The organism is Thermomicrobium sp. CFH 73360, assembly GCF_023806465.1.
Taxonomy (GTDB): domain Bacteria; phylum Chloroflexota; class Chloroflexia; order Thermomicrobiales; family Thermomicrobiaceae; genus Thermomicrobium.
In genome coordinates, this window is the sequence record NZ_JAMSLS010000002.1 from 554,948 (window position 1) to 578,812 (window position 23,865).

18 protein-coding genes are annotated in these 23,865 nt (G+C 61.2%); 10 read left to right on the forward strand and 8 right to left on the reverse strand.

Translation table 11 applies throughout. The annotated features are described in order from the left end of the window. Positions 1–91: 91 nt before the first annotated feature. Together NET03_RS05825 and NET03_RS05830 are read left to right on the forward strand one after the other, a co-directional pair. Positions 92–649 (forward strand): RNA polymerase sigma factor, encoded by a 558-nt coding sequence (locus NET03_RS05825; protein WP_252127959.1) that lies wholly within the window; start codon positions 92–94, stop codon positions 647–649. Then, positions 630–2,258 carry a TolB-like translocation protein gene (locus NET03_RS05830; protein ID WP_252127960.1) on the forward strand — a complete coding sequence of 543 codons (1,629 nt, stop codon included), beginning with the start codon at positions 630–632 and terminating at the stop codon, positions 2,256–2,258. The genes NET03_RS05825 and NET03_RS05830 overlap by 20 nt, the downstream gene beginning before the upstream one ends. Here NET03_RS05830 and NET03_RS05835 read toward each other — a convergent pair. The 4 genes from NET03_RS05835 to NET03_RS05850 form a co-directional block, all read right to left on the reverse strand. After that, a complete protein-coding gene (locus tag NET03_RS05835) occupies positions 2,255–3,391 on the reverse strand; it encodes a glycosyltransferase (protein ID WP_252127961.1) in 1,137 nt (378 codons plus the stop codon). The two genes, NET03_RS05830 and NET03_RS05835, sit on opposite strands and share 4 nt — an antisense overlap. A 10-nt stretch (positions 3,392–3,401) precedes the next feature. Next, complete coding sequence (locus NET03_RS05840; protein WP_252127962.1) at positions 3,402–5,180, reverse strand: glycosyltransferase; 1,779 nt, start codon at positions 5,178–5,180, stop codon at positions 3,402–3,404. Next, positions 5,167–6,105: a glycosyltransferase family 2 protein gene (locus NET03_RS05845; RefSeq protein ID WP_252127963.1), complete on the reverse strand. Its 939-nt coding sequence runs from the start codon at positions 6,103–6,105 to the stop codon at positions 5,167–5,169. Before NET03_RS05845 ends, NET03_RS05840 begins: the two co-directional genes overlap by 14 nt. 159 nt (positions 6,106–6,264) lie before the next feature. Beyond that, a complete protein-coding gene (locus NET03_RS05850) occupies positions 6,265–10,098 on the reverse strand; it encodes a PAS domain-containing protein (RefSeq protein ID WP_252127964.1) in 3,834 nt (1,277 codons plus the stop codon). 864 nt (positions 10,099–10,962) lie between these two features. On the opposite strand from NET03_RS05850, the gene NET03_RS05855 reads away from it, so the two are divergent. Together NET03_RS05855 and NET03_RS05860 are read left to right on the forward strand one after the other, a co-directional pair. Continuing rightward, positions 10,963–11,643 carry an endonuclease III domain-containing protein gene (locus NET03_RS05855; protein ID WP_252127965.1) on the forward strand — a complete coding sequence of 227 codons (681 nt, stop codon included), beginning with the start codon at positions 10,963–10,965 and terminating at the stop codon, positions 11,641–11,643. A gap of 84 nt (positions 11,644–11,727) precedes the next feature. Further along, complete coding sequence (locus NET03_RS05860; protein WP_252127966.1) at positions 11,728–12,294, forward strand: nitroreductase family protein; 567 nt, start codon at positions 11,728–11,730, stop codon at positions 12,292–12,294. Positions 12,295–12,456: 162 nt separating this feature from the next. Here NET03_RS05860 and NET03_RS05865 read toward each other — a convergent pair whose 3' ends face one another. Then, positions 12,457–13,659, reverse strand: coding sequence for a class I SAM-dependent methyltransferase (locus tag NET03_RS05865; protein WP_252127967.1), 1,203 nt, complete (start codon positions 13,657–13,659; stop codon positions 12,457–12,459). 125 nt (positions 13,660–13,784) lie between these two features. Between NET03_RS05865 and NET03_RS05870 the strand changes: the two genes are divergently transcribed. From NET03_RS05870 to NET03_RS05890, 5 genes are all read left to right on the forward strand, one after another. Then, the gene (locus NET03_RS05870) at positions 13,785–14,435 is read left to right on the forward strand and encodes a TrmH family RNA methyltransferase (RefSeq protein WP_252127968.1); all 651 of its coding nucleotides are present in this window, start codon (positions 13,785–13,787) and stop codon (positions 14,433–14,435) included. A gap of 572 nt (positions 14,436–15,007) precedes the next feature. Then, complete coding sequence (locus NET03_RS05875) at positions 15,008–15,559, forward strand: hypothetical protein (protein WP_252127969.1); 552 nt, start codon at positions 15,008–15,010, stop codon at positions 15,557–15,559. Continuing rightward, the gene (locus NET03_RS05880; RefSeq protein ID WP_252127970.1) at positions 15,556–16,488 is read left to right on the forward strand and encodes an ABC transporter ATP-binding protein; all 933 of its coding nucleotides are present in this window, start codon (positions 15,556–15,558) and stop codon (positions 16,486–16,488) included. The genes NET03_RS05875 and NET03_RS05880 overlap by 4 nt, the downstream gene beginning before the upstream one ends. Further along, complete coding sequence (locus NET03_RS05885) at positions 16,485–17,294, forward strand: ABC transporter permease subunit (protein WP_252127971.1); 810 nt, start codon at positions 16,485–16,487, stop codon at positions 17,292–17,294. Before NET03_RS05880 ends, NET03_RS05885 begins: the two co-directional genes overlap by 4 nt. A 63-nt stretch (positions 17,295–17,357) precedes the next feature. Continuing rightward, on the forward strand, positions 17,358–17,897 hold the full coding sequence (locus NET03_RS05890) for a type 1 glutamine amidotransferase domain-containing protein (protein ID WP_252127972.1): 540 nt from the start codon (positions 17,358–17,360) through the stop codon (positions 17,895–17,897). Positions 17,898–17,939: 42 nt separating this feature from the next. Here the strand turns inward: NET03_RS05890 and pyrF are convergent, their stop codons facing one another. Then, complete coding sequence (pyrF, locus tag NET03_RS05895; protein WP_252127973.1) at positions 17,940–18,788, reverse strand: orotidine-5'-phosphate decarboxylase; 849 nt, start codon at positions 18,786–18,788, stop codon at positions 17,940–17,942. A 77-nt stretch (positions 18,789–18,865) separates the two neighbouring features. On the opposite strand from pyrF, the gene NET03_RS05900 reads away from it, so the two are divergent. Next, positions 18,866–21,535 (forward strand): WD40 repeat domain-containing protein, encoded by a 2,670-nt coding sequence (locus NET03_RS05900; protein ID WP_252127974.1) that lies wholly within the window; start codon positions 18,866–18,868, stop codon positions 21,533–21,535. On the opposite strand, the gene NET03_RS13780 is transcribed toward NET03_RS05900, so the two are convergent. Then, positions 21,519–23,135 (reverse strand): sensor histidine kinase, encoded by a 1,617-nt coding sequence (locus NET03_RS13780; RefSeq protein WP_252127975.1) that lies wholly within the window; start codon positions 23,133–23,135, stop codon positions 21,519–21,521. The two genes, NET03_RS05900 and NET03_RS13780, sit on opposite strands and share 17 nt — an antisense overlap. Beyond that, entirely contained in the window at positions 23,132–23,842 is a 711-nt protein-coding gene (locus NET03_RS05910) for a response regulator transcription factor (protein ID WP_252127976.1), read from the reverse strand. Before NET03_RS05910 ends, NET03_RS13780 begins: the two co-directional genes overlap by 4 nt. Positions 23,843–23,865: the final 23 nt, after the last annotated feature.

Genomic DNA, 23,865 nt, shown 5'->3' on the forward strand with positions numbered 1-23,865 from the left:
GCCGGCACCAAGTTCTCTGTCCTCTCCAGGACTCCTGAGACGTTATCCGGTGTGAGGAGGTGCCACACTCGGGTCAGGCGGGGAGGTGACGATGTTGACCGAAACCGACAAACAGCCAGCAGAACTGGAGGACGAGGCAGTCCTCCTCGCTGCTGCCAGAGAAGACCCGAACGCCTTCGCCGAGCTCTATCTCCGCTACCTTGGACCGGTCTACCGCTATCTCCTCGCTTGGACGGGCTCCCCGGCCGATGCCGAGGACCTTGCCCAAGAAACATTCCTCAGAGCCTATCGGACACTTGACACCTACCGCCCGCGCGGGTCACCTTTCCTGTTCTGGCTTCTCCGGATCGCACGGAACGTGGCCATCGACGCGAGTCGTCGTCGGACGGTCGAGCGAGCCAGGAACTCCGCCATCCGTCCACTACTGTCACTGAGCCACGAACACTTTGATGATCGGCTCCTCTTGGAGCAACTCCTGCGTCAGCTGACGCCGGGAAAGCAGGAGCTGCTCGCGCTCCGCTTCGCAGCAGGACTCTCCACGAGGGGGATTGCCCGACTCCTCGGGAAGCGGGAAGGCGCCGTCCGCAAACAGTTGTTCCGGATCATCCGAGAACTCCGGGAGGCCTACGATGCAGCGACCACCGAATGACGAACGTGCACACCACATTGCTGACTTCCTTCCACCGGACGCTGATCTCAAGGAACGGATGCTTGTGGCAAAGTTGCATCGCCTGCTGGGTGCAACAGAGCCTCCACCGACGCTCTCGGTTCGCATCCGGACGCTCGCACAAAGTATGGCACGCCAGTCCCCCCACCGGAAGGGCATCCAGGCACACCGTTTGCACGTCCTCCAGCCTATGCCGTCCCCTTCGACAGCGTCAGCGCCCATCCCTTCGCGGCGCAATCCGCTCCGTGTTATCGCTGGCACACTCGCGGCCTTGCTCGTCGTCGGACTCTTGGCCATGACCTACCTCATGGTGCTTTCTACGCTGGACAACCAGCATCGGAACTCGCCGGGTGAGAGTGGACTTCCAGCATCGCAACCGTCGAGCGGCGGGTCCCCTGCCATCGGCCGACTCGCTCTCGCACTCGGCAATCGCATCGTGGTCGATGGAGCCGTGTGGATCGAGGACGGCGGAGTGAGTAGCCCGTCCTGGTCCTCGTCTGGACGCTGGCTCGCCTACCGAAAGGATTCACGCGAGGGAACGACCATTGTCATTCGCGACACACAAAGCGATCGCCGCACCGAGTTCGGCGTCGTAGCCAGCACCCCACCTGTCCCCTCAGCAGGGGCACTGCCCCCTGAACCACTGTTCGCCTGGTCACCAGTGGCGGACCTGCTGCTCCTTCGTTCAGTCAATGGTGGACTCTTTCTGCACGATCCAGTGGGGACAGGTCCCGATACTCCAGTCGCCCACGGTCCCGTCGAGTCGTTTGCTTGGGCGCCGGACGGGCGGCAAATCGCCCTCGTCCGCTCCCGCAGTGCGACCAGTGTCCCGGAGGGCGAGCTCGTTCTCCTCTCCTTGGAGGACTACCAGGAGCGCACTGTCTATCAAGCGAAGGGAACCACCCTCCACATCGCCGCTTGGTGGCCTGACGGTCAAGGGCTCCTCATCTGGGAGCTCCCGCTCGCCTCGATGAGCCTCGCTACCGATGGCGCCCCGCTCCGCTCGGTCGACCTCGCAACCGGTACCGTTGCGACCCTCGCGACGATGCAACCGGAGCACAGCCTCCTCACCTGGGGGCCACCGACGGCCGAGTCTCCAACGGTGTTCCTCATCGCGGGTGAGGGGCGCGAGTACTGGAGCTCCACCAAAGCGCTGCTTCGCTGTGCTGTCCGCCTCGCTCAATGCACACCGGTCGAACTACCTCGAGCCGACGTCGTCCCCGTTTCCCTGAGTTGGTCCCCTAACACGGGACGGCTGGTATTGGTCGTAGCACCGGCTCTGGAACCCGCGTCCTGGGCGACGTGGGTCGCTGCGCATCAGCTTCTCATCCTGGATGCCGAAGGCACGCCATCCGACCCAGTACCGCACGAGCTGCAGGATGGAGTCCTGCAGGCAGCGTGGGCTACGCCAGACACCCTCCTCGTCCTCCAGGCGTTGCCCGAGGGCCACCTCCGTCTCACCAAGTTCGATACCGGGAACGGGAAGCTGCACGCGCTTGCCGATCTCACCGGTTACGGCCCCGAGACGCCGATAGACGGTCACGGTGCCCCGGCGCTCCGGCTGAAATGGATAGCCGCTTGGCACGCCTAACGTCCTTCGGTCAGTAGGGTACGGTAGAGGGCATCGTGGGCAGCAGCGATGTCATGCCAGGAAAAGCTGCGCGTGATGTCACGCGCCGCGCGTCGCAGGCGCTCGCGCACCACAGCGTCGCTCAGCAACTCGGAGAGCGCCTGTGCCAGGGCTCTCGGATTGTCCGGTGGAACAAGTCGTAGGTGCTCGCCATCGCGGAGCGGTGCGAGGACGGTCGGATCGCGCGGCTGCGTGGAAATGACAGCGGCACCACACGCCAGGGCGGCGACGAGCGTCCCGTTGCGCAGACTCGCGCCGTGGCGGAACGGGAGGACAACCACATCGACGGCCGCCAAAAGATCGGCCACCTCCTGCGCCGGGCGATAGCCGAGGTCAACGATCGGCCCTGAGCCCGCCACCCCGAGTGACCTCGCTCCCGCGTCCCGCGCCCCGTGCACATCTGGCTGCGCTCCGCCGATTAGCAGCAGCACGGGACGCGGTTCAGGTAACGCTTCGAGTGCTACCAGTAAGGTCTCCAGGCCCTTCTCCGGATGGCGGAAGCCGAAGAAGGCAACGAGCGCACGGCCCGCCGGTAGGCCGAGTCCCGCCCGCACCGCCGTCGGGTCGCGAGGCTCCGGTAGGTTCGAGCCGATTGGGATCCGGACAAGTCGCTCCGGCCTTACCCCCCAGCGGCGAAGCTCCCACTCGTCCTCCCGATTGGTCGTGACAACCCGAGCAGAGGTTCGGGCCAAGATCCGCAATGATGCTCGACGGAGCAAACTGGCTTTGGGGAACAGGTAGGGGGCACGCAGATCGTGGAATGTGGTGACGACCGGCAGCGGACGCGCCAAGACGGGCAGGAGCACGATCCGCCCCTGGAGATCAAACGCCCCCGCCTGGTACTGGAGATGCACGACGCCGTGCCACCCGCTCTCCCGGAGGGAGCGCAGCACACTCCAGAGTGGACGTCCCCATCCCGCAAGCTGCCAGCGCACGAGCGGTCCATCCGGTGCTGGCCCCGGGAGACGCCGCGTCGCGACCTCGACCGTCCAGCCCGTCGCGGACAGTGCGCACCCGAGCTGCCAGGTATAGTCGCCAACGCCGCCCCGAAGCGGCGGATACTCCCCGGTGACAAAGAGCACGCGTCTAGCCATCACGAACCGCTCACCCCTGCCGGGCAAGGAGGCGCACCACCTGGGGACGCAGGAGGGAACGGAGTACGCACCAATCACGCACAAGACGCCGCCAGCGAAGCGCTCGCTTGTGCCCAATCAGCCACTTGGCACCCTCGCGGCCCAGGCGCAGGACATAGGTCAGGAGCAGAAAAGCCCGCAAGAGCTCTGCAGCGAGCGGCCCATAGAGGATATGGTAGAGCTGCACTTTCGCCGTATCAAAGGCGATCTGACGGAACGCTGACTCCGGCTCACTCGAGGCGCCCTCACTATGGACAACCTCAGCATCCGGTAGATAGTACACGCGCCAGCCAGCACGACGGAGTCGCCAGAACCACTCGACCTCTTCCGAGTACAGGAAGAACCGTTCATCCAAGAGCCCAACGGTCGCTAGCGCCTCTCTCCGTATTGCCAGGCACGCTCCGACGAGCCAATCGACTTCTTGCAACTCGTCGTCGCTTCGATCCGCCACATAGTACTGCCGAAGTACTCGGTTGTTCCGCCAATAGTCCTGGATAAGCGTGCTCTCAAGAAATCCGGTCAGTAGCGTCGGAAAACGTCGCCGTGACGGTTGTGTTCGTCCGTCCGGATAGCGCAAGCGTGGTCCAACCGCCCCGACTGTCGGGTGTCTCGCCAGGAAGCGCACGAGCCGTCCGAGCGCGTCGCCAACCGGTCGCGCATCCGGATTCAGCAGGACAATGACCCGCCCGCGTGCTTGCCGCATTCCTTGGTTTGCTGCAGCGGCGAATCCCTGGTTCACCTCGTTCACAATCAAGCGCACCCAGGGGTACCGCTCGGCCACAAGCGCGGCTGTGTCATCGGGCGAGGCGTTGTCGATGACAATCACCTCACCAATGAGATCGCACGCCTCAAGGCTTGCACGAACGGCATCTAAGCACCCTGGTAGGTAGTCGCGACTCCGGTAACTGACAACAACCACCGAAACGTCGAGTGTGGGGCTTTGCGCGAGTTCAGCAACCCGCCGACGCTCCTGTATCACACGCCGGCGCCACCCACGCGCCACGAGCACCCAGGTGACGAATGTCGTGACCGCCATCGTGCTTGCGAGGAACAGCCCATCGAGCCGATCACGATACCCACGCAAGACGACAAAGCGTCGCCAGAACTCGCGAAGTGGCTGGCCGACGAACGTCCGGCGGCGTGGGCGCTTCCCTTGTGCCATCAGCGAACGCGCTGCAAGGTGGGCATAGCGCAGTTGTTTCTGCACGAACTCACGCCGCGAGTCATAGTTGAGGTGCACAAGAGGAGCTGTGAGGCGGCCAGCGTTCCCCTCAAGCTCGACGACCTCGTGGACGGCGATGTCCGCTCGATACCGTGCCCGACCAACCCGCAGCAGCCGGAGGTGCTCGTCCGGCCACCATCCACCACCACGAATCCACTTTCCCCACATCCAGTTCTGTGTCGGAATCCAGAAACCAGCTACCGAGTCATCAACAGTGGTCAGGGCAAGGCGGATTTCCCTCGCCAGTTCCGGGCTGACCCGTTCGTCGGCATCGACAAAGAGCACCCAGGGTTCACGAGCCAGCTCGAGCGCGGCATTCCGTTGCGATGGGAAGTCGACAAAGCGCCGCGTCACGACCTCGGCACCGGCCGCTCGTGCGATCTCGACCGTCCGATCGGTCGAGCCGGAGTCGACAACAAGGAGCTGACGCCCGAGGCCACGCACGCTCTCCAGGCAACCGGGGAGATGCCGCTCCTCATTCAACGTCAAGATGATGACCGTGAGGCACAGTGGATCAGACTGACTCATCGCAGCACGGTGTGTGGCGATAGATCGCAGCAACCTGGCGCAAAAGTCGCGCGCGTCCGGCCAACTCTGCACGGCCAATCAACCGCGCACGGAGAGCCGCCCAGCCGGCAGCAAGTTCAGCAAGCCAGGCCAAGCGACGCACGAAAGTCGGCCCATGCCATCGGCAAAAGTAACGTGCACGGCTGCGGTGCAACTGCAGAAAACTCGCTTCTGATACCTGGCGGGTACTCCCGCCAGCATGGTGCACAACAAGTGCAGCCGGCGCTGTGAGGATGGTCCAACCAGCCGCGCGGATTCGACGGCACCAGTCGATCTCTTCACTGTAGTAGAAATATCCCTCGTCGAGTCCACCTACCTTTTCGACCACTTCCCGCCGCACCAGCATGCAAGCCCCGAGTGGATGATCAATAGCAAATGGTGTTAAGCCATCGCCGGGGCCAAAGCGGCCGTTCAGGCGTGAGCCTATGAGTCGTGGATGAATAGGGAAGAAGTCTAGGAGATTCTGCACGTACCCCGGAAACCGGTACCCCGCCGACTGCAAAGATCCATCAGAGTTCAGTAAACACGCTCCGACGAGCCCAACATGCGGTGCGGCATGAAGCGCCCGCCACAGCCAGGTAATGGCGCCGGGAAGAACCTCGGTGTCCGGATTGAGGAGCAAGATCGCCCGGCCGCGGCTCCGCGCGAAACCGATATTGTTCGCTGCCGCGAAGCCACGGTTCTCCCCGAGCGCAATCAGCTGGACAAAGGGGAAGCGCTCGGCGACAAGTTCTACTGTTCCATCGCTGGAGCCGTTATCGACCACAATTACCTCGCTTTTCAGGCCGCTCTCTTTGAGCTCCGCCTGGAGGCTCTCAAGACACGCTGGTAACAGCCCTCGAACGTTCCAGGTGACGATGACGACGGAAAGATCGTGCTCGTCCACGCGTCCCGTCCTCCCGGCACAATCCTAGCTTCCCTGACGCCGGCAGACGAAGGATCCCTCAAATGGCAAGAGCGGAAGCAAGAGGTCACTTGGCCCCAGCCGGGCCACTGTGGAGTCCTTGGGAGGATAAAGTGCCTGCCCATGCCCCAGCAACGGCCATCATACCGTGACGAATGCAACGTGCCCCTTCCCGGCACGCTTCGCCGTGTAGAGGGCTTGGTCAGCCGCAAGGAGCAGCTGTCCACTCGTGGGATAGCGAGGGCCAAAAGCCATGGCCGCTCCAATTGAAAGCCGGACAGTGAGTGCCAGTTCATCAACCGTAATCGGTGCCTTAAACGCCGCGAGGAGTCGTTCCGCTACGGAGTGCACACTTTCCTCCGACGTCACCTGCTCGAGGAGCACGGTGAACTCGTCTCCTGCAAACCGGGCCACAGTATCACCGGCGCGGACATGCTCACGAAGACGCTGCGCAACGACAACAAGCACTTGATCTCCGACTCCATGTCCCCAGGTATCGTTGATCGCCTTGAACTCATCAAGATCGATGAAGAGCACCGCAATTCCACCCCCATCACGACTGATCCGTGAGAGCGCGTGCTCCAGTCGGTCGAGAAAGAGGAGCCGGTTCGGCACACCAGTCAGCGGATCGTGTAACGCGCGATAGCGAAGCTGGTCAGACTCACGCCAACGTTCGAGCGCCAGAGCGGCCAAGTCGGCAGCAACCTTGAGAAGCGCGAGATCCTCAGGTGGGAACTCCCCCGCCTCCGAGCGATACATTGAGGCCACCCCGATGATCCGTCCCTCTCCACTTTGGATCGGAGCCGCAGCACAGGAACGCACACCGATCGCCTGTGCGAGCCCGTGAAAGCGCTCGGACCGTGGGTCCCTGAGGATATCAGTACAGACAGCCAGTTCCTTCCGAATGGCTGCCTGCCCACAGCAGCCAGCCTGATCACTGACCGGCAGGCCCTGGAGCGCTTCATGATAGGCCGCCGGCATACTGGGTGCAGCCGCATCTTGGAACCGTCCATCCTCATCAATGAGGACGATCGTCCAGCGCGTCTCCGGAACGATCGCCTCGAGTTGGCGGCAAAGTGTTTCCAAAACCTCCGGCAACGGCGCTCCGTCGACGATAAGGCGCAGGATCGCTGATTGTGCACTGACGAATGACTCAGCACGCTTTCGCTCAGTCACGTCCAGCAAGAGGCCATGCCAGAACAGCGGAGCCCCCTGGGCGTCACGGAGCAACACCTCCCGGTTTTCCAACCAGACCCATCGACCGTCCTTGCGCTGAAACCGGTAAGTCACCTGGAACGGTTCACCTGTCTCGTCCGTTCGACGAGCCTCAGCCGCGACCACCGGCTGATCGTCTGGATGGATTCGGCTGAACCACAGGCCCGGCCGTTCTGCAAACTCCCGGGGAGCGAATCCTGTGATCTCCTCAATTCTTCGACTGAGGAACGTAATTGGGTAATGGAGTCCCCCGTCTGGGAGGATGACTGGTATTGCAGCCGAGACCATGACGGCTGCGGGAATCTGCTCAACCAAGGTGCGGTACCGTTCTTCGGCCGCACGAAGCTCATCTTCGATTCGCTTGCGGGCAGTCAAATCGATGAAGACCGCTTGACGTGCCTGAATCGTTCCGTCTGGGCCATGAATCCCACGGAACTCATGCCAGAGCCAGACGACACGACCGTCCTTCCGAACGAAGCGATACTCTAACTGGACCGGTTCGTCCTGTGCTTCAGCACGGCTTATTGCTTCCAGAACTCGTGTCCGGTCATCCCTGAAAATGCCGCGAGCCCACACCCCAAGCGTTCGCCACTCCTCCGGTGTGTAGCCAGTCAGGTCTTCAATCTGCGGGCTGACATAGAGCGTCTCATACCCAGGAAGCCCGTCTGGAAGAACGACTCGGTTGGGGGCGACGAGCACAACAGCCGCCGGCAACTGCTCAACCAGCGTCCGATAGCGCTCTTCAGCCAGCCGCAGTGCTTCTTCTGCCTGACGACGAGCCGTAATATCAATTAAGAGGATATGCCGATAACCGATTGCTCCGTCCATCGTCCGAACCACATGTGACTGACTCCAAATCCAGACCAGCGCTCCGTCCTTGCGTATGAGCCGGTACTCGATACTGAGTGGTGTGTCGTGCGCGTCCGCTTCACGAATGACACGTTGCACCCACTCCCGGTCATCAGGATGGAGACGAGCGAAGAAAAGCTCGGTACTCCACTCTTCCGGGCGATATCCTGTCAACCGCTCGATCCCTGGGCTGACATAGAGATAGTTCGTCTGCGTATCTGTCTGGAAGAGGGTGCGGAGCAACACCGCGCCCGGAAGCTGCTCAACCAGAACGCGGTACCGCTCCTCAGCCAGGCGAAGTCGCTCGAGCAGTTCTTTTTCTTTGGTCACATCAAGCATCATTAAGAAGAGGTACCGCGGTGTACCGTCCGGTCCAGTGACGAGCGAGCCTTCCTCACGGAGCCAGACGACCCGGCCATCTTTGCGCAGAAAGCGGTACTCAATCGGTTCACTCGGCCCCCGCTTCGGCCAGTCCTCGATCGACTGGAGAACACGTGTCCGATCGTCAGGATGGACACCTCGAAACCAGACACCTAATTCACTCCACTCTTCTGGCGTATAGCCGGTGAAATCAACCACCCGAGGGCTACAGTACAACGTTCGCCAACCCAGCGTGCCATCCGAAAGCCGCACCGGCTCCGGCTCAATGATTGTCACTGCGCCGGGATGCTGCTCCGCCAAAAGGCGAAAAAGTTCCTCGCTCTGTCTCCGTGCTTCTTCCGCCTCCTTCTCCTCAGTGACATCAATCAAGAGGGACTGCCAGAAACCACGCTCCTCGTTCTCCCACTCCAGCAGACGAGCGAGGTGACGAATCCAGATGACACGACCATCAGCCCGGCTGAAGCGATACTCCACGCTAACCTCACGCTGCTCAAAGAGAGAGCAGGTCATCCGCTCCAAGAGCTGCTGAGCATCCTCGGGATGCACGTGTTGGATCCAGAAACCGGGTCGTTTCCACTCCGTGATCGGATAGCCCGTAAGGTGCTCAAGCTGCGGACTGGCATAGATGAGCTCAAAGGCTGGTGTTCCATCCGGTAGCCAGGTCGGCTGCGCGCGTGAGACCAGGAGAGCTCCCGGAAGCTGCTCGACGAGTGCCCGGTACCGTGACTCCGCAGTACGGAGCGCCTCCTCCATCTGTTTCTGCGGTGTCACATCTACAATGACCCCTTGCCAGGCTACCGGACAACCTGCTGCGTCCCGAAGTAAGAGAGCATGCTCTCGTACCCACACCACACGGCCATCTCGACGGATTAACCGATAATCGAGCGCAAATGGTTCTCCCGTTTCGTCCGTCTGAAGGGTCTCCCGTTGTACCCGCTCCCGATCCTCAGGATGGATCAGTGACACATAGAGGGCGAGATTCGTCCGAAACGCCTCAGCAGGGTATCCCGTGAGCCCCTCGATGGCATCATTCACATACTGCCAACGATATGCCGGCATTCCGTCCGGAAGCAGGATCGGCTCCGGATCGACGGCGTAGATGACGGCCGGGATCACTTGCAGCAATGCTTGAAGACGCGACTGCAGCTCAAGACGCTGGAACTCCGCCTCTTTCCGGTCCGTGACATCCAGGAGCACACCATGCAGGAACACTGCTTCTCTTTCCCACTGCACCCGGCCCCAATCCTGGACCCAGACGACCCGCCCATCGCGCCGGATCATGCGGTACTCCAGCATGAATTCCCCGCGGGTCGCCACTGCACGTCTCACCTCGGCGAGGACACGCTCGCGGTCCTCCGGATGCAGCCGCCGCTCCCACATACCAGGTTCCTGTAGCCACTCAGTAGGTGGGTACCCCAGCAGCTGCTCAATGCGCGGACTAACATAGCGCGCAACTCCGGTCCCCTCGAGTGGCACGCGATACACCACAACAGGTAACTGATCCCAAAGACCATGGAAGTCCTGACTCATGGTATCTCCACTCTCACTTCACGTTGCCTCAAAGACGTCGCCACTCCCGGAGTCAGGTCTACTCCGCACATCGGAGCCAGGAAGCGACGTCGCAATGAGTCTCTGGTACGCGACCGGTTAGGCAAATGATCCTCATCAGAACATCTCATCACTGATCCAGACCCCGTCCCAGAATGCTGGAACCCGCTTTCGTGACAAGATACCAGGAGTCTTCGTCCTCCCTCCTCGCCAGCAGATGAGCAGGACATTTATTCCTCGGAGGGAGGTCTCAAGCAACCTTCCGCTGCGCCATCTGAGACCCACACAGAGAAGTGACGATTGCAAGAGCTCCTGTCCCTCGAAGGGCACCCACGACAGGGTGATGATCGGATTTCCAGGAGTTGAGACCTGTCGCCTTTCCACCCCGCATTGGAACGAGAGGACACTCCCACAGGGGCACTAGCCCTGTCGCCTCAAGCGACGGACCAATAGCGCATTACAGCGACACCCGAGCGGTGTTCCGAGGGGAGCTCGCCAAGAGAACCGGCGGTGCCCCTCTGAACAAGACCGTGAGGCGATCCAGGCATGGCAAGGTGGCATGGTGAGCTCTGCACACATACCCCTGCACGAACTGGCATCAAGTATAGTCGAGTAGGCTCCCTCGTGGCACTCCGACAGCAGGAGGCCTGGCATCACTGCGCAGTCCTAACCTGCTCTGTAAACCAACTGATGCGGAGCCTTCCATGGCGAAAAGATGAGGCTGCGGGGAAGAAGCGCTCACGAGTGGTTCGAGTGGAGACGGGAGCCAAGGGGCCTAAGCCCACACTTCTGACAAAACTCCATCGTTGTGCTGTTGTGCGGTATGGAAACGGAGCCCATCGTACGATGAGCGAGGTGCGCAGGGATACCCACGCATTTGCTCTCCAAGATGCCCTGGATCGCGTCCGCAGCGTTGTCCAGGCACTGCCGCCAGCCGCTTTATTCCAGCTGGCGGAAGAGGGTTACCGCTCACCGTTCGAACTGCTGGTCGCCTGCATGATTTCGGTTCGGACACGCGACGAAGTCACCGTACCGACAGCGCGCCGTCTCTTTGCGCACGCCCGCACACCTCAGGAATTCGCCGCCCTTGACCCGAACGAACTCGCACGTTTGCTCCGGCCAGCCACCTTCGCTGAGGTGAAGGCACAGAACCTCAAGGTCATCACGCGCCGGCTCCTCGTCGAGCAGAACGGCACGCTCCTGTGCAACGAGGAATTCCTCCGCTCACTCCCCGGGGTCGGGCCGAAATGCACGAATCTTGTCCTCGGCATCGCGTGTGGTATCCCGCGAGTCGCTGTCGACGTCCACGTGCACCGTATTGTGAACCGCTGGGGCTACGTGCGCACGCGCACGCCGGAGCAGACCATGTTGGCTCTCGAACAAAAACTCCCACAGCAGTATTGGGTTGAGCTGAATCGCTTGCTTGTCCCCTTTGGGAAGCATGTCTGCACCGGTATCGCCCCACGTTGCTCGACCTGTGTGCTCGCCGATCTGTGTCCGCGTCTCGGGGTAACACATCACCGTTAAGCGACTCTTTGACTGCTGACGAAAGGTGATGCGCGCGGCATGATGGTGGCTAGGCGAGGAGTAGAACAGGAGGCTACACGCACCATGGCAGCTGTCAGCGAGGTTCAGGCAATTCTAGAGCAGATCCGCAAAGTCCGGCAGATTCGCCAGTATCGGCCTGAGCCAGTTCCTGAGGATATCGTCCAACAGCTCTTGGAAATCGCTCGCTGGACGGGCAGTTCACGGAACACGCAACCGTGGCATTTCATCGTTGTCGACGACCGAGAGATTCTCCGGCAGCTGAGTCAGTTGCGGCCTCCAATTCACTGGCTCGCTGGCGCACCACTGGGCATTGCCATCGTCTTGAACGGCCAAAGTGAGATCAGCGAGGCTTATGACGAAGGGCGCGTTACCGAGCGGCTCCTCATCGCCGCGAAGCTTCTCGGTCTCGGCGGTGGCGTTGCCTGGTACGGTGACGAGGCACAGGAAGCCGAGGCCAAGCGGATCCTCGGTATCCCGCCAGAGCGGACAGCCCGCTCTCTTGTCGCCATCGGCTATCCGCTTTCGGCACGTGATCCCCGACCGACCCCAGTCAGTAGAGGGCGGAAGCCGCTCACCGAGTTAGTCAGTGCAAACCGATACGGCCGACCTTGGCCGAGAGCGAAGAGTTGATAACGCGCGTCCCCGCTGTCGCACTGCTGACATCTCCAAGACGGGATAATGGTTTTCCTTCTTGATCACCGCTCCTCGCTGTCGTGACACTGGCGATGAACCCAACGATGCAGCAGCCACTGAAAGGAATCGGGACCTTCTCTCCTACTGAGAGGAAAGCCGTTAAGAGGAACCGTGCGTGCCCTGCCCATTGGACCGTTGCTGCTGCCCCGGCCCTTGGACGGCAAGAGGTACACCGGTCATCAACCGGGGGCGGAACCCGGTGGGGAGCGCATCCTTGGGAACACGCTTGCCGAGCAACATGACGCGGAAACGTCCCATACCGGCTGGGTCCAGCAAGTGCAGTGCTGCCGCGCGCGCTGCCAAATACCGTTCAGCCGTCATTCCCGGCTCAGCCTGAAGCTGGACCAGGAGTTCACCGAGCCCAGCTTGCGCCAGGAACTCGGCCTGCGTCGTAAGCCCAAGGACGGTGAAGCCCTGTTCCTGGGCAGCAAGCCCAAGCATGGTGAAATCGACATGCGCAGTGATGTCTTGCTCTCCCGGAGCATGCAGCGGGTCATCACCAACACGATGGCGGAAGTACGTGCGAACAGTCCCTTGCGGAAATCGCACCGGATCATACCGCTCCGGTGCAGGATAGCCATAGTCAAGGACAAGGACGTACCCGCGAGCCAGAACACGAGCCATGTCTGCCAGCCAGTCAACCATCGCAAGGCAGAGTTCCGCCGTCTGCCCCTCTCGAAGGTGGACACCGAGCCGTTCCAGCCAATGAGCAAGCGCCGCTGTGGAGGGCGGGCCGATTACCTCGACAAAACGCTCGCCGTTCCAGTCGACAAAGAGTTCCCAGAGTTGGTCTTCGCGCCAACACACCCGGTGAACCGGCAATGCGTCCACGACTTCATTGGCGAGGACAACTCCAGTCACCGCATCACGTTCGTCGAGTGCAAGGAGCGATGCATAATCACTGTCCACTAGCCGGTCAACGAGTGCATTGAATGCTACTCGACTCACCTCGACCGGCCGATAGCGCAGTCGCTCCAGGAAGTCAGGTGCAGTGCGTGCCAGATACTCGAAGAGCGAGAGCGCCAGCGTTCCCGTTCCGGGGCCATACTCGATGAGCGTGAAGAGCGCAGGCCGATCGAGGAGGTCCCAGAGTTCCCATAGTTGGCGTGCAATGACCCACCCGAAGATGGGATGCGCTTCCGGCGCCGTGAGGTAATCACCGCTGCGCCCAACTCGGACAGCCGTCGCGTAGTAGCCATATTCCGCATCGTAGAGCGCAAGGTCCATAAAACGCGCGAAAGTGAGGGGACCAGTGCGCTCGATCTCTTCACGGATCCGTTGGACTAGAGTTTCTTGCGGCATCGCGCTCCCTCACTCTCCTCCCAGTCTAGCCGACTCTGCCAGCGTTGCCCGTTAGTGCGAGCAGGACCTGCGCCTAGCGCCCTCCTGCCCGATCGAAACCCGCTGCGTAGAATGGGGGTGGGGTAATGATGGAACGGAAGGGACGACCGATCACCGAACGACGGTTGCAGCGGATGCGTGAGGTGCTGGCGCGCCGCCAGCCCGACCTCACCGTCGTCCTCGAAAATGTCCACGACCCGCACAATGTCAGTGCGGTTCTCCGCTCTTGTGACGCGGTGGGACTACTGACCGTCCATCTCGTCTATACGATCGAGGAATTCCCCGAACTCTCAGAGAACGTCTCGGGGAGCGCGTTGAAGTGGTTGGACCTCGTCTTTCACCCGACGATCGCGGAGTGCTATCGCGCTCTTCGTGCGCAAGGCTTTACGATCTATGCAACGTATCTTGACGACCCAACTCGCAGCTTCGACCTCTATGACCTCGACCTTACCAAGCCAGTTGCACTCGTTTTCGGCAACGAGCAGCGGGGCGTCTCAGAGGAAGCGGTTGGGCTCGCCGACGGCAACTTTGTTATCCCGATGATGGGCATGGTACGCAGCCTCAACATCTCAGTTGCCTGCGCTGTCTCGCTCTACGAAGCACTGCGCCAGCGGCGACTCGCCGGCCACTATGAGCAGCCGAAGCTGAGCGAGGCCGAACGGACAGCCCGCCTGCGGCGCTGGCTCGAACACGAGGGCCGCATAGTGCCACCTGAGGTCTTGCACGAGCAGCCGTGAACGGCCATACCAAGACACGGGTGCGGATACACGTCGGGTGGTATTCCTCGTAGCACTGGCCACAGCATTGTTCACTCCAGGCGCTTGGATCGACCCGCACTGATCGACCGACTGCTGCGCACTCTCTCCTCCCCGGACTGAGACGGAGGAACAGGCCTTCCCAATGGCGACCGTGACGCGCACCAGGCTTTTCCTGCTCGGCACCCTCCGAGCTTCTGGCTCAACGCAGCCAGCCGAGGGGTCCCACTCCAGCGGCCATACCTCTTCTCGCTGCGGTTCGCCTGCCCTCCAGCGAGGCTCGGTCTTCAAGGGACGGATGGCACCACGACTCACCTCGTTTGGATGCCAATTCCAGCGTGGAACAGGATTGTGTGGGAAACGCAGATACTGCACGATATGACCGAACGGATGCTTTTTGGCTCAAGCATCACCTTGTGCTGTTACCGAAGGAAGGGTCCTTGAAACTACCAAGCGCTTCGGGTTTGACACGAGAACCAAGGATGACGCTGCCCGTGAAGCTGGCGTGGCGAAGGGCACCGTCTATCACTTCTGGCAGAGAAACGGGGTCCCTTTTGAAGTCTCTACCGTTTCGAGAACTCCAAGCCGCAAACAAGGATTTTCCGAGTCGCATCGAGCCTGATCCAGCTGGCGGAACCATCGGCCGTCTCCTCTCTCACGGGTTTGCCGCGACCGACGATCGCCTCTTCCTCCGCGCACTGGTGACGACTGACAGCCGGGTGCCTGGGACCTCTCTTCAGCAGCGTAGTCCGGAACTCTCACGGTGGCAATTCCGACTTGACCAGCAACTTGTCGAGGAACTCCAAGGAGCGGGCGTCCTCCGGCGTGACCTTGATCCACATCTCCTGACCTATCTCTTCACCGTGATCTCGCTCGGGCTTCGCACAGCAGCGGAGGTCGTTGCACCCGAGTTCGCACCGCCGACAGCCTCGCTCCCTTCTACCCTCGCCGACATAACCCAGCGAGCCTTTGCTTCCGACGGCGGTGGCGACTCCGAGCGCGGGAAAGAGGCCCTGCGTCACTTCATCACTGCGCTCAACTTGAGTCTCGCGAATCACGAACGACAGACTCGGACTGGGTCCGCTTCGGAAGGAGAGAAATCATGACGACCGCACCACCGATCGCCGTCGAACAGCTCACGCGGAACTATGACAGCCAGCGCGGGGTGATCGACTTGACGTTTACCGTGCAACCGGGCGAAATTTTCGGCTTTCTTGGGCCAAACGGCGCCGGTAAGACCACCACTATCCGCGTCCTGATGGGTTTCCTGCGTCCGACGAGTGGCCGTGCCCGCGTCTTCGGGCTCGACTGCTGGACCGAGTCGACGGAGATTAAGAAGCAGGTCGGCTATGTTCCCGGTGATGTCCGCCTCTGGGAGAACATGACCGGTGTGCAGTTTCTTGACTTCCTCGGTGCGTTCCACCAGTACATCGATCCAGCATGGCGTCGCAAGCTCCTTGAACGGTTTCGGGTCGAATTGGATAAGCGGATCAAACACCTGTCACGCGGGAATCGCCAGAAACTCGCCCTCGTACAGGCATTCCTGCACGATCCACCGCTCCTGATCCTCGACGAGCCAACGAGCGGGCTCGACCCACTGATGCAACACGAGTTCCTAACCTTTCTTCGCGAAGAGCGCGACCGGGGAAAGACGATTTTTCTCTCGTCTCACCAGCTGTCAGAAGTGGAGCGCGTCGCTGACCGTGTCGGCATCATCCGAGAAGGACGGTTAGTTGCTGTCCTGACGGTTGAGGAGTTGAAACGCCGGCGGACACGGCCGATGGAACTCATCTTCGCACAACCGGTGGATCCGCAGCACTTCGCCGACCTACCGGGTGTCCGTGTGCTGTCGGTGCACGATGAAGGACGGCGCATTGAACTCGGAGTACAGAATGAACTCCCGGCGCTCCTGCGACGCCTCGCTGACCTCCCGGTCAGCGATATGATCTATGCACCACCTGACCTCGAGAGCGTGTTCCTCACCTATTACCAAGCGGAGACGATTCCACCGGCACAGGAGGAGGCAGCATCATGAGCTGGCCAATGATCGCGAAGACACTCCGCGAGCTCCGCTGGACCTCGTTCTGGTACGCACTGGGGCTCGTGATCTACATTGTCTTTCTGTCATCCTTCTACCCGACCTTGGAGCGACAACGGGAGCAGTTCGAGCAGCTGTTCCGGCAGTATCCCGAGTTCCTCTTCCGCGTCTTTGGTATCGATCCCGAGCGGGCGATGATGACCAGCTTCGCTGGCTTTATGCATGCTGAGACGTTTGGCTTCATTTGGCCAGCAACTGCCCTGATCTTCGTTGTCTTAAGTGGAGCAGCAGTTGTCGCCCAAGAGATCGAACGCGGCACTGCAGAATTCTGGCTCTCTGTTCCGGTGAGCCGTGCCCGCCTCTTACTCAGCAAGCAGGTGGCACTCCTCACCAGCATTCTGTTTGTTGTCCTTCCCAGTATAGCGGCGCTCGCGCTCAGCGCTCAGGCCTTTGGCGGTGAGCTGACCGCACGCGGACTCGTCCAGCTAACCATCGCGCTGGCGTGCTTTCTCGTGTCCTTCGCCGGACTGGCAACACTCGCCTCAGCGGTCACAAGTGAGCGATCGAAAGCGGCTGGACTCGTGGGCGGTGTCATCCTGCTCATGTATCTGGCGTGGGTTGTCGCCGGGCTGACCGCGGACGTACGCTGGTTACGGTATCTCTCCCTCTTCACTGCGTATGACCCGCTGACAGCGATGCTGGGCGAACTCCCTTGGTACAAGCCGGCACTTCATCTCATCGTCGGGCTGGGAACGGGCAGCGGTGCACTCGTCGTCTTCTCGCGACGCGATATCGTCTCGTGACCTCACCGAGTTATCCATGGCACACTTGAAGGAAACGGCACGGTACAGGAAGAGGGGGATCCCATGGCGGAACTCACTGGCAAGCGGGTTGCGATGCTCCTCGCCAAAGATTTTGAGGATAGCGAGGCAACCGATCCCAAGCAGTACCTGGAGGCACGTGGTGCCGAAGTCGTCATCATCGGGCTCGACCATGAACCGATCACCGGCAAGAAGGGGACAGTTCTCAAGCCGGACAAAACGATCGACGAAGTCACGGTCGAGGAGTTCGACGCGCTCGTCATTCCCGGCGGTGGCTCGCCGGAGAATTTGCGGATCGACGATCGTGCAGTTGCCTTCACTCGCCGCTTCGTTGAGAGCGGCAAGCCGGTCGCTGCCATTTGCCACGGACCGCAGCTTCTCATCTCCGCAGACGTGCTGCGTGGTCGCACCGTCACCTGTGTCAAGAAGATTCGTGACGACGTGAAGAATGCCGGCGCGATCTATGTGGACGAAGCGGTGGTGATCGACGGCAACCTGATCACCTCACGTGTTCCTGCCGACCTTCCGCTGTTCGATGAGGCGATCGTCAAGGCGTTGGCGAGTGTCCCGGTACAAGGCCAGTAGCCATTATTTTCACTGGCGACGAAAGCAAGACGGCCGGTCTCGTCAAGAGCCGGCCGTCTCCTGTCGCTGCAACGTGCTACGCACAAGTTCGATCGCGTCGCGCAGCCTTTGCGCTGTTGCGCGCGCTGCCTCTGCAAAGTCTCGCCCGGAACTTGCGTAAAGGACAGACCGCGAAACGGCCACAATGAGCGGCCCGGTGCCTTCAGCCAGTCCAGCACGAACCGCCTCCTCGAGATCACCACCTTGCGCACCGACACCTGGCGCGAGAATCGGGAGCTCCGGACACCGTTGCCGAACGAGAGCGAGATCCACCGGATAGGTCGCTCCCACCACGAGGCCCAGGTTGCCGCAGCGCTCGTTCCATTCCCGAACGCGATCAGCAAGCCACAGAAAGAGCGGTTCGCCAGATGCTCCCACTGGCACGTCTTGCAGCTCTGTTGCACCCGGGTTGGAGGTACGGATGAGGACAAACACTCCACGCTCGCGGGCAGCCAGAAACGGTTCCAGCGCCTCACTGCCAAGATAGGGATGAACTGTTACTGCATCAAACCCCAGGGTTTCAAAGACAGCCTGCGCATACGCCGCCGCCGTACTCGCAATATCGCCGAGCTTGGCATCGAGGATGATGGGAATATCCGGTGGAACAAGGTGCCGTAGTTCGGCGAGTGCAGCAATTCCTGCGGCGCCATGCGCAAGGTAAAAGGCAAGATTGGGCTTGTAAGCACACACGAGATCCGCTGTCGCCTCAATGATCGCCCGGTTGAAGGCGACGATACCTTCAGGATCGCGCGCCACCCCCTCTGGAAATCGCTCCAGATCCGGGTCAAGCCCGATGCACAGCAGCGACCGGTTCTTTTCGATCGCCCGCGCAAGCCGCTTGCGGAAGGTCACTGCCGGACCCCTCTCCTTCATCGCACCATAGAATAACAAGCGCAACAGCCTGTCGCGTGCGCATGAAGGTATTTCCAGTGTCCCGGACAACTGAACTCTCTGCCATCTTGCAGCAGCTTTTCCCACCACGCTTAGCGGGGTGGGTCAGCGCCCCGGCCACGCAGGATTCGCCGGACAAATATCTCCCTGCCGTCTGGCGGCGGGCACTTCTTGCGCTGGTCATTAGCCGGCTCTTGGCATTGTCTCCCCGTCCCGACCCCACTTCTCTGTTCCTCGCCCTCCACGTCTGTGGCGCATCCTTTGACGAACTCGCGCGTATCGCAGGCCTCGAGCCGGCACAGTTGGCGACGCTTCTGCTGAACGCTCGAGCTCGCCTTGCCGACCAGTGGGTACCGCCATGCTCTGAGGGAGCAGAACTCGTGGCACGTTGGCGCGAACTCGAGCGCGACCGAGATCGACGTCTGCGCCTTGCGCTCCATGCACAGTACTGCACCACGTGCCGCGCAGCGCTTGCCGCAAGCCAACAGGCGGATTTGCGCCTTCTTTCGTCCCCATCGACGGGTCGTCCACGCTGCTCATCGCACGGAGCGCGGATCGGGTGCCTTGGGCGGGTGACGGTTCTTCTTCTCACGCTCACTCTCGTCCTGGGGCTTTGGCAAGGGACATTGTCCCGTCCCGAAGCAGTGCCAGCCACAGACCTTCCAGCAGTGCGCACCGGGCCATTGCTCTGGCTGGGATCGGCAGGGCCGTACAGTGTGCTCTTCGATTTGGCCGCGCGCGCCTGGCTCCCGTCCGGTACTCGCCTTCCGGCCGACACCGGAGCATTCCGTCTCCTCAGCCCGAATGGCCAACTGATCGCCGCCTGGACTCCGGATCCGCCCCGCGAGCCGCGCTGGCTGGATATCTTGCAACTCAATGGGGCACGCCTTGCTCGTTGGCGCTGGGATGGCCCGACAACGCGCCGTTTTCTCGCTTGGCTAGACGCTGAAACAATTCTGGTGCGTGAAACCCCAACACGCTTGGCCTTCGAGCGTGAGGCCGAGTATTTTGAGCGGCTCGAGCGCGACTCTCGCCTCCTGACCATCGATGTCAGCAGTGGGAAAGAGACAACGCTCGTCCAGGGACTTGTGATCGATGCTGTTCCCGCACCGGCTGGCAGAGGCCTCACACTCATCCGTGCCAGCGCCCCCTTCGGCCCCGGAGCAACCAGCCAGACGATCGACCTTGCTTTGGTTGGAGCTGGACGCACAGTGACGGTAGTCGCACAGGTGGATGGGTATATCGGAGGCCAGGGTGATCGCCCATTGTGGTTCCCGGATAGTTCAGCCGTTGTCCTGGCACGTCGACCTCCGGGCGAACTCGCGCGACTCCCCACCGCGACCGAGTTGATCATGGTCCATCTTGACGGTCGCATGACGGTACTGGTTCCCAGTCGGGCAGGGATCGCTCTCCGACCGTTGGCCATTGCGCCAGATTGTTCCCGGCTCCTCTACCTGGCAGCAGCTTCTGGTCAACACGAACAGGGGACGGTATGGGAACTTGTCCTCGCGACCGGACAACGACGCCTGCTTCTCGACCTGAACCGCCTGAGTGGGTCAATGGCAGCACTTTGGCTCGGCGATGACCCAATCCTTGTCGTGGCGCGGACGCTTAGTTCGCCCCACACGGCTTCGCCCGAGATTGAGTTCACTGAGATCTACCAGCTTGGAAAAGGAGGCACTGAGCTGCTCGCCTCGCTCCCGGGGCGTTGGGGATTCGACGCGGCCGGACGTCCCCTCCTAAGCCTCCTGGCTCGAGCACCTGATACCAACCGCGAGCAGCTGCGTCCACCGCGTGGCCAGCTCGCTGAGGGGCACCTCGAACTCGCCCCAGGAGGCTACTGGCTTTTGGCGCCAACTGAACTGGGCAAACTGGCACTGTGGGACACCGGCAGTGGCATTCGCTTGACCGAGTCATGGCCACTGCGCGACGCAGCATGGCATCCCGCCGGGATTGCATTCTTTGCCATTGACTCGGATCAGCAACTCCGGGTCGTTGCACGCTCCCTTGATGGCCTCTGGCAACCGGAAACGTTCGTCCTGAGCGGTCTCCCGTCACAGCGCATCCTTTGGGTAACGATTGCCCCGAACGGTCGGCTGGCTGGACTTAGCCAAGGGAGTGACGGAGAACTGATCCTGTGGGCAGCATTTCCGCCCGAGGCGACTATCCTCCGCAGCTGGCGTAGCGAGGAAGTTGCTGGAGCACCGTGCACTGCCTGGCGCACCGCGGATACGCTGATTCTCGCCACACCACTGGCAAGTGGACACGTGTCACTCGAGTTGCTCAGCATTGACAATGCGAGATCGTTCGAGACCACCCGGCTCACGCGCCTTCGCCCTTTCCTTGGTCAAGGCGAGAGAAGCTGCACCCTCGCACTCGACCCGACAGGCCAAAATCTTGCCATTCGGATCCAGCGGGGAAAGACTGATGCTGTCCTGCTTCTTCACCTCAAGAGACTAGATGAGGCCTTGCTCCTCGCCAGTGGCCCCACGAGCGCAGGCCTCGTCTGGTCACCCGACGGTACCATGCTCGCTTATGGACTCAATTCCACGCTCACAGCTGTTGACGGCAGAGGTAGCGAACTCCTCCGCGTACCCGTTGGCCGTCTTGCCGACCTCGCCTGGCTCGACGAGCGGACTCTCTGGGTGCTGCAAGCCAAGAACAACACCTGGAACGTCGTGGAAGTACCGGTCACTTCCCCGGAATAGTCAGTGCAGCAGATGAATCCCTTGTTGCGACCGGTAACCGAAACGACACAGTTGTTCCTTCACCACGTTGGCTTTCTATCCAAATTTCACCGCCCTGCATCTCGAGGAGTTGTTTGGCAACAGCGAGCCCGAGGCCGCTGCCACGAGCTGGATCGCTGCTTGGCTGGTAGCGGGTGAAAGGGTGTGCCAGGATCTCAGCTGGTACTCCGCATCCGCTGTCGGTAATCCGTACCACGACGTGCGCACCTTCCCGACGGGCCGTCAGGCGGATGACACCGCCCTCGGGTGTGTGACGGAGCGCATTGTGAAGAAGATTGAGGACAATCTGGCGAACGCGCAGCGGATCGCCTTGCAGTGGTGGACACCCTGGCTCGACGTCGAGTGACAAGGCAATGCGGCCAGCACGGCGTGCCAGCGGCCGTAACGTTTCGACCACATCGGCAAGGATGTCTTCCACGCTGATGGGTTGTAAGAACAGTGGAAGTCCTCGTTCTTCGAGGCGTGCCAGAGTGAAGAGATCGTCAACTAGCCGACTGAGTGTGTCCGTCTCAGCGAGAATACGCTCCAAACCGTCTCGCATGGAAGCGTCACGCGGTTGGGCGCGTTCGAGGAGCGCCTCGGCATGCGCACGAATCAGTGTCAACGGCGTGCGTAGGTCGTGCGTCACATTGGCAAAAAAAGCCCGTCGCTGCCCTTCGAGCCGCTCAAGCGCAATAGCCAGCAGATTAAACCGCTCGGCCACGTGGCCAAGTTCATCACGTGTCAGAACTGCGACGCGTCGGTCGAGCTCACCGCGGACAATGGCATCAGTCGCAGCCTCCAGTTCTCGCAACTGTCGTGTCATACGCCTTGTCAGCAGAAGACTGGCCGGGAGAGAGACGAGGACGGCCGGGATTGCTGCCGTCACAAGGAAATCGCCAATCACAAGACCCAGGCCGAGAACAAGTGTCACAAGCGCTGCTAGCCCCGACGACGGGGCAGTGGCAAGGGGCTGGGTCCGCAATCCAACTGCACCGAGGAGCATTCCCGTGGAATCCCGAATAGGATACGCGCTGACCAGAACCGTTCCGTCCGCTGCTGGTCGGATAAGGGGACCACCTTCAGCAAGATCCTGCGAACCGGCAAGTGCGGCTTGAAATGCTTCCCGCCACTCTGGTAATGGCAAGGTCTCTAATTGATCTCCCACTTGAAGCTCCGGCACGCCGGCTACACTCAGAACGGTGCCGTTCACACTCAGAACCACGATACCGGTGTGCTCGTTCAGCGAGCCACCAAGAGGACCGCTGCCTGGTACCGCTCCACTACCAAGATCCCGAAGTAACAGAGTGAGGGAATTTGGTGAATCGGTCTCCTGTGGAAGATGCGGTGGCAGCAACTGCGCAAGCAGGCGTGTACTCTGGGCAAAGTCGGGGTCATAGCGCACAGTTTGACCGAGCAGAATGTCATCCCCGTGGAGGACGATCGCCCGGATGGCATAGGCACAGATCACAAGTGTCAACGTCAGGAGAGCGACGGCCACGTGCGCGAGCATGAGCTTCCAGCTCAGCCGGCTGTCCAGGATCGTCCAGGGACGACGAATTGCGCATGAACTCCCTGTCACCGCTCGCCCTCCCGACGCTCGAAGCGGTATCCCACGCCCCAGTAGGCAACGAGGCGATCTGCCGGGGACCCCGGACCACCGAGCTTTTTTCGGATGCGCGCAATGTGGGCATCAACGGTGCGCTCACCCCCGGCAAAGTCGGGGCCCCACACACGGTCAAGCAGATATTCCCGGCTGAAGACCCGCCCGGGATTGGCAGCAAGGAACCAGAGCAGCGCAAATTCACGAGCCGTAAGGTGAACCCGCCTCCCCTGACTCCACACCTCCCGTGTTGCCGGATCGATGACGAGATCTGAGAGGCGGATTGGCCGCTCCAGGCACTCGGTCTGACTCACCTGGGCAACGATTTCCAGACGACGCAAGAGTGCTCGGACACGTGCAACAAGTTCGCGGAGAGAAAACGGCTTCACCACGTAATCGTCAGCGCCGAGCTCAAGGCCCAACACGCGGTCGAACTCGGTACCGCGCGCCGTCAGGATAAGCACCGGTACGAGCAACTCACGACGTAGGGCACGCAGCACGTCAAGCCCGTCTATCCCAGGTAGTCTGAGGTCAAGAATGATCAGATCAGGATTCTCCTGGCGCGCAAGGAGAAGCCCACTCGGCCCATCGAAAGCGAGAAGAACATGGTGACCAGCCTGCTCCAGGGCCTCACGAATCAGCGCAGCCAGCTTGACTTCGTCTTCAACAAGGAGAATCCGTGCCACCGCTCCTGCTCCACAGGATGATC

Bases quoted from the DNA above. Each gene is read 5' to 3' on its own strand.
- NET03_RS05835 (WP_252127961.1), bottom strand. From the start codon at position 3,391: ATGGCTAGACGCGTGCTCTTTGTCACCGGGGAGTATCCGCCGCTTCGG.
- NET03_RS05885 (WP_252127971.1), top strand. From the start codon at position 16,485: ATGAGCTGGCCAATGATCGCGAAGACACTCCGCGAGCTCCGCTGGACC.
- NET03_RS05890 (WP_252127972.1), top strand. From the start codon at position 17,358: ATGGCGGAACTCACTGGCAAGCGGGTTGCGATGCTCCTCGCCAAAGAT.
- NET03_RS05855 (WP_252127965.1), top strand. From the start codon at position 10,963: ATGAGCGAGGTGCGCAGGGATACCCACGCATTTGCTCTCCAAGATGCC.
- NET03_RS05825 (WP_252127959.1), top strand. From the start codon at position 92: ATGTTGACCGAAACCGACAAACAGCCAGCAGAACTGGAGGACGAGGCA.
- NET03_RS05850 (WP_252127964.1), bottom strand. From the start codon at position 10,098: ATGAGTCAGGACTTCCATGGTCTTTGGGATCAGTTACCTGTTGTGGTG.
- NET03_RS05830 (WP_252127960.1), top strand. From the start codon at position 630: ATGCAGCGACCACCGAATGACGAACGTGCACACCACATTGCTGACTTC.
- NET03_RS05870 (WP_252127968.1), top strand. From the start codon at position 13,785: ATGATGGAACGGAAGGGACGACCGATCACCGAACGACGGTTGCAGCGG.
- NET03_RS05840 (WP_252127962.1), bottom strand. From the start codon at position 5,180: ATGAGTCAGTCTGATCCACTGTGCCTCACGGTCATCATCTTGACGTTG.
- NET03_RS05880 (WP_252127970.1), top strand. From the start codon at position 15,556: ATGACGACCGCACCACCGATCGCCGTCGAACAGCTCACGCGGAACTAT.
- NET03_RS05860 (WP_252127966.1), top strand. From the start codon at position 11,728: ATGGCAGCTGTCAGCGAGGTTCAGGCAATTCTAGAGCAGATCCGCAAA.
- NET03_RS05865 (WP_252127967.1), bottom strand. From the start codon at position 13,659: ATGCCGCAAGAAACTCTAGTCCAACGGATCCGTGAAGAGATCGAGCGC.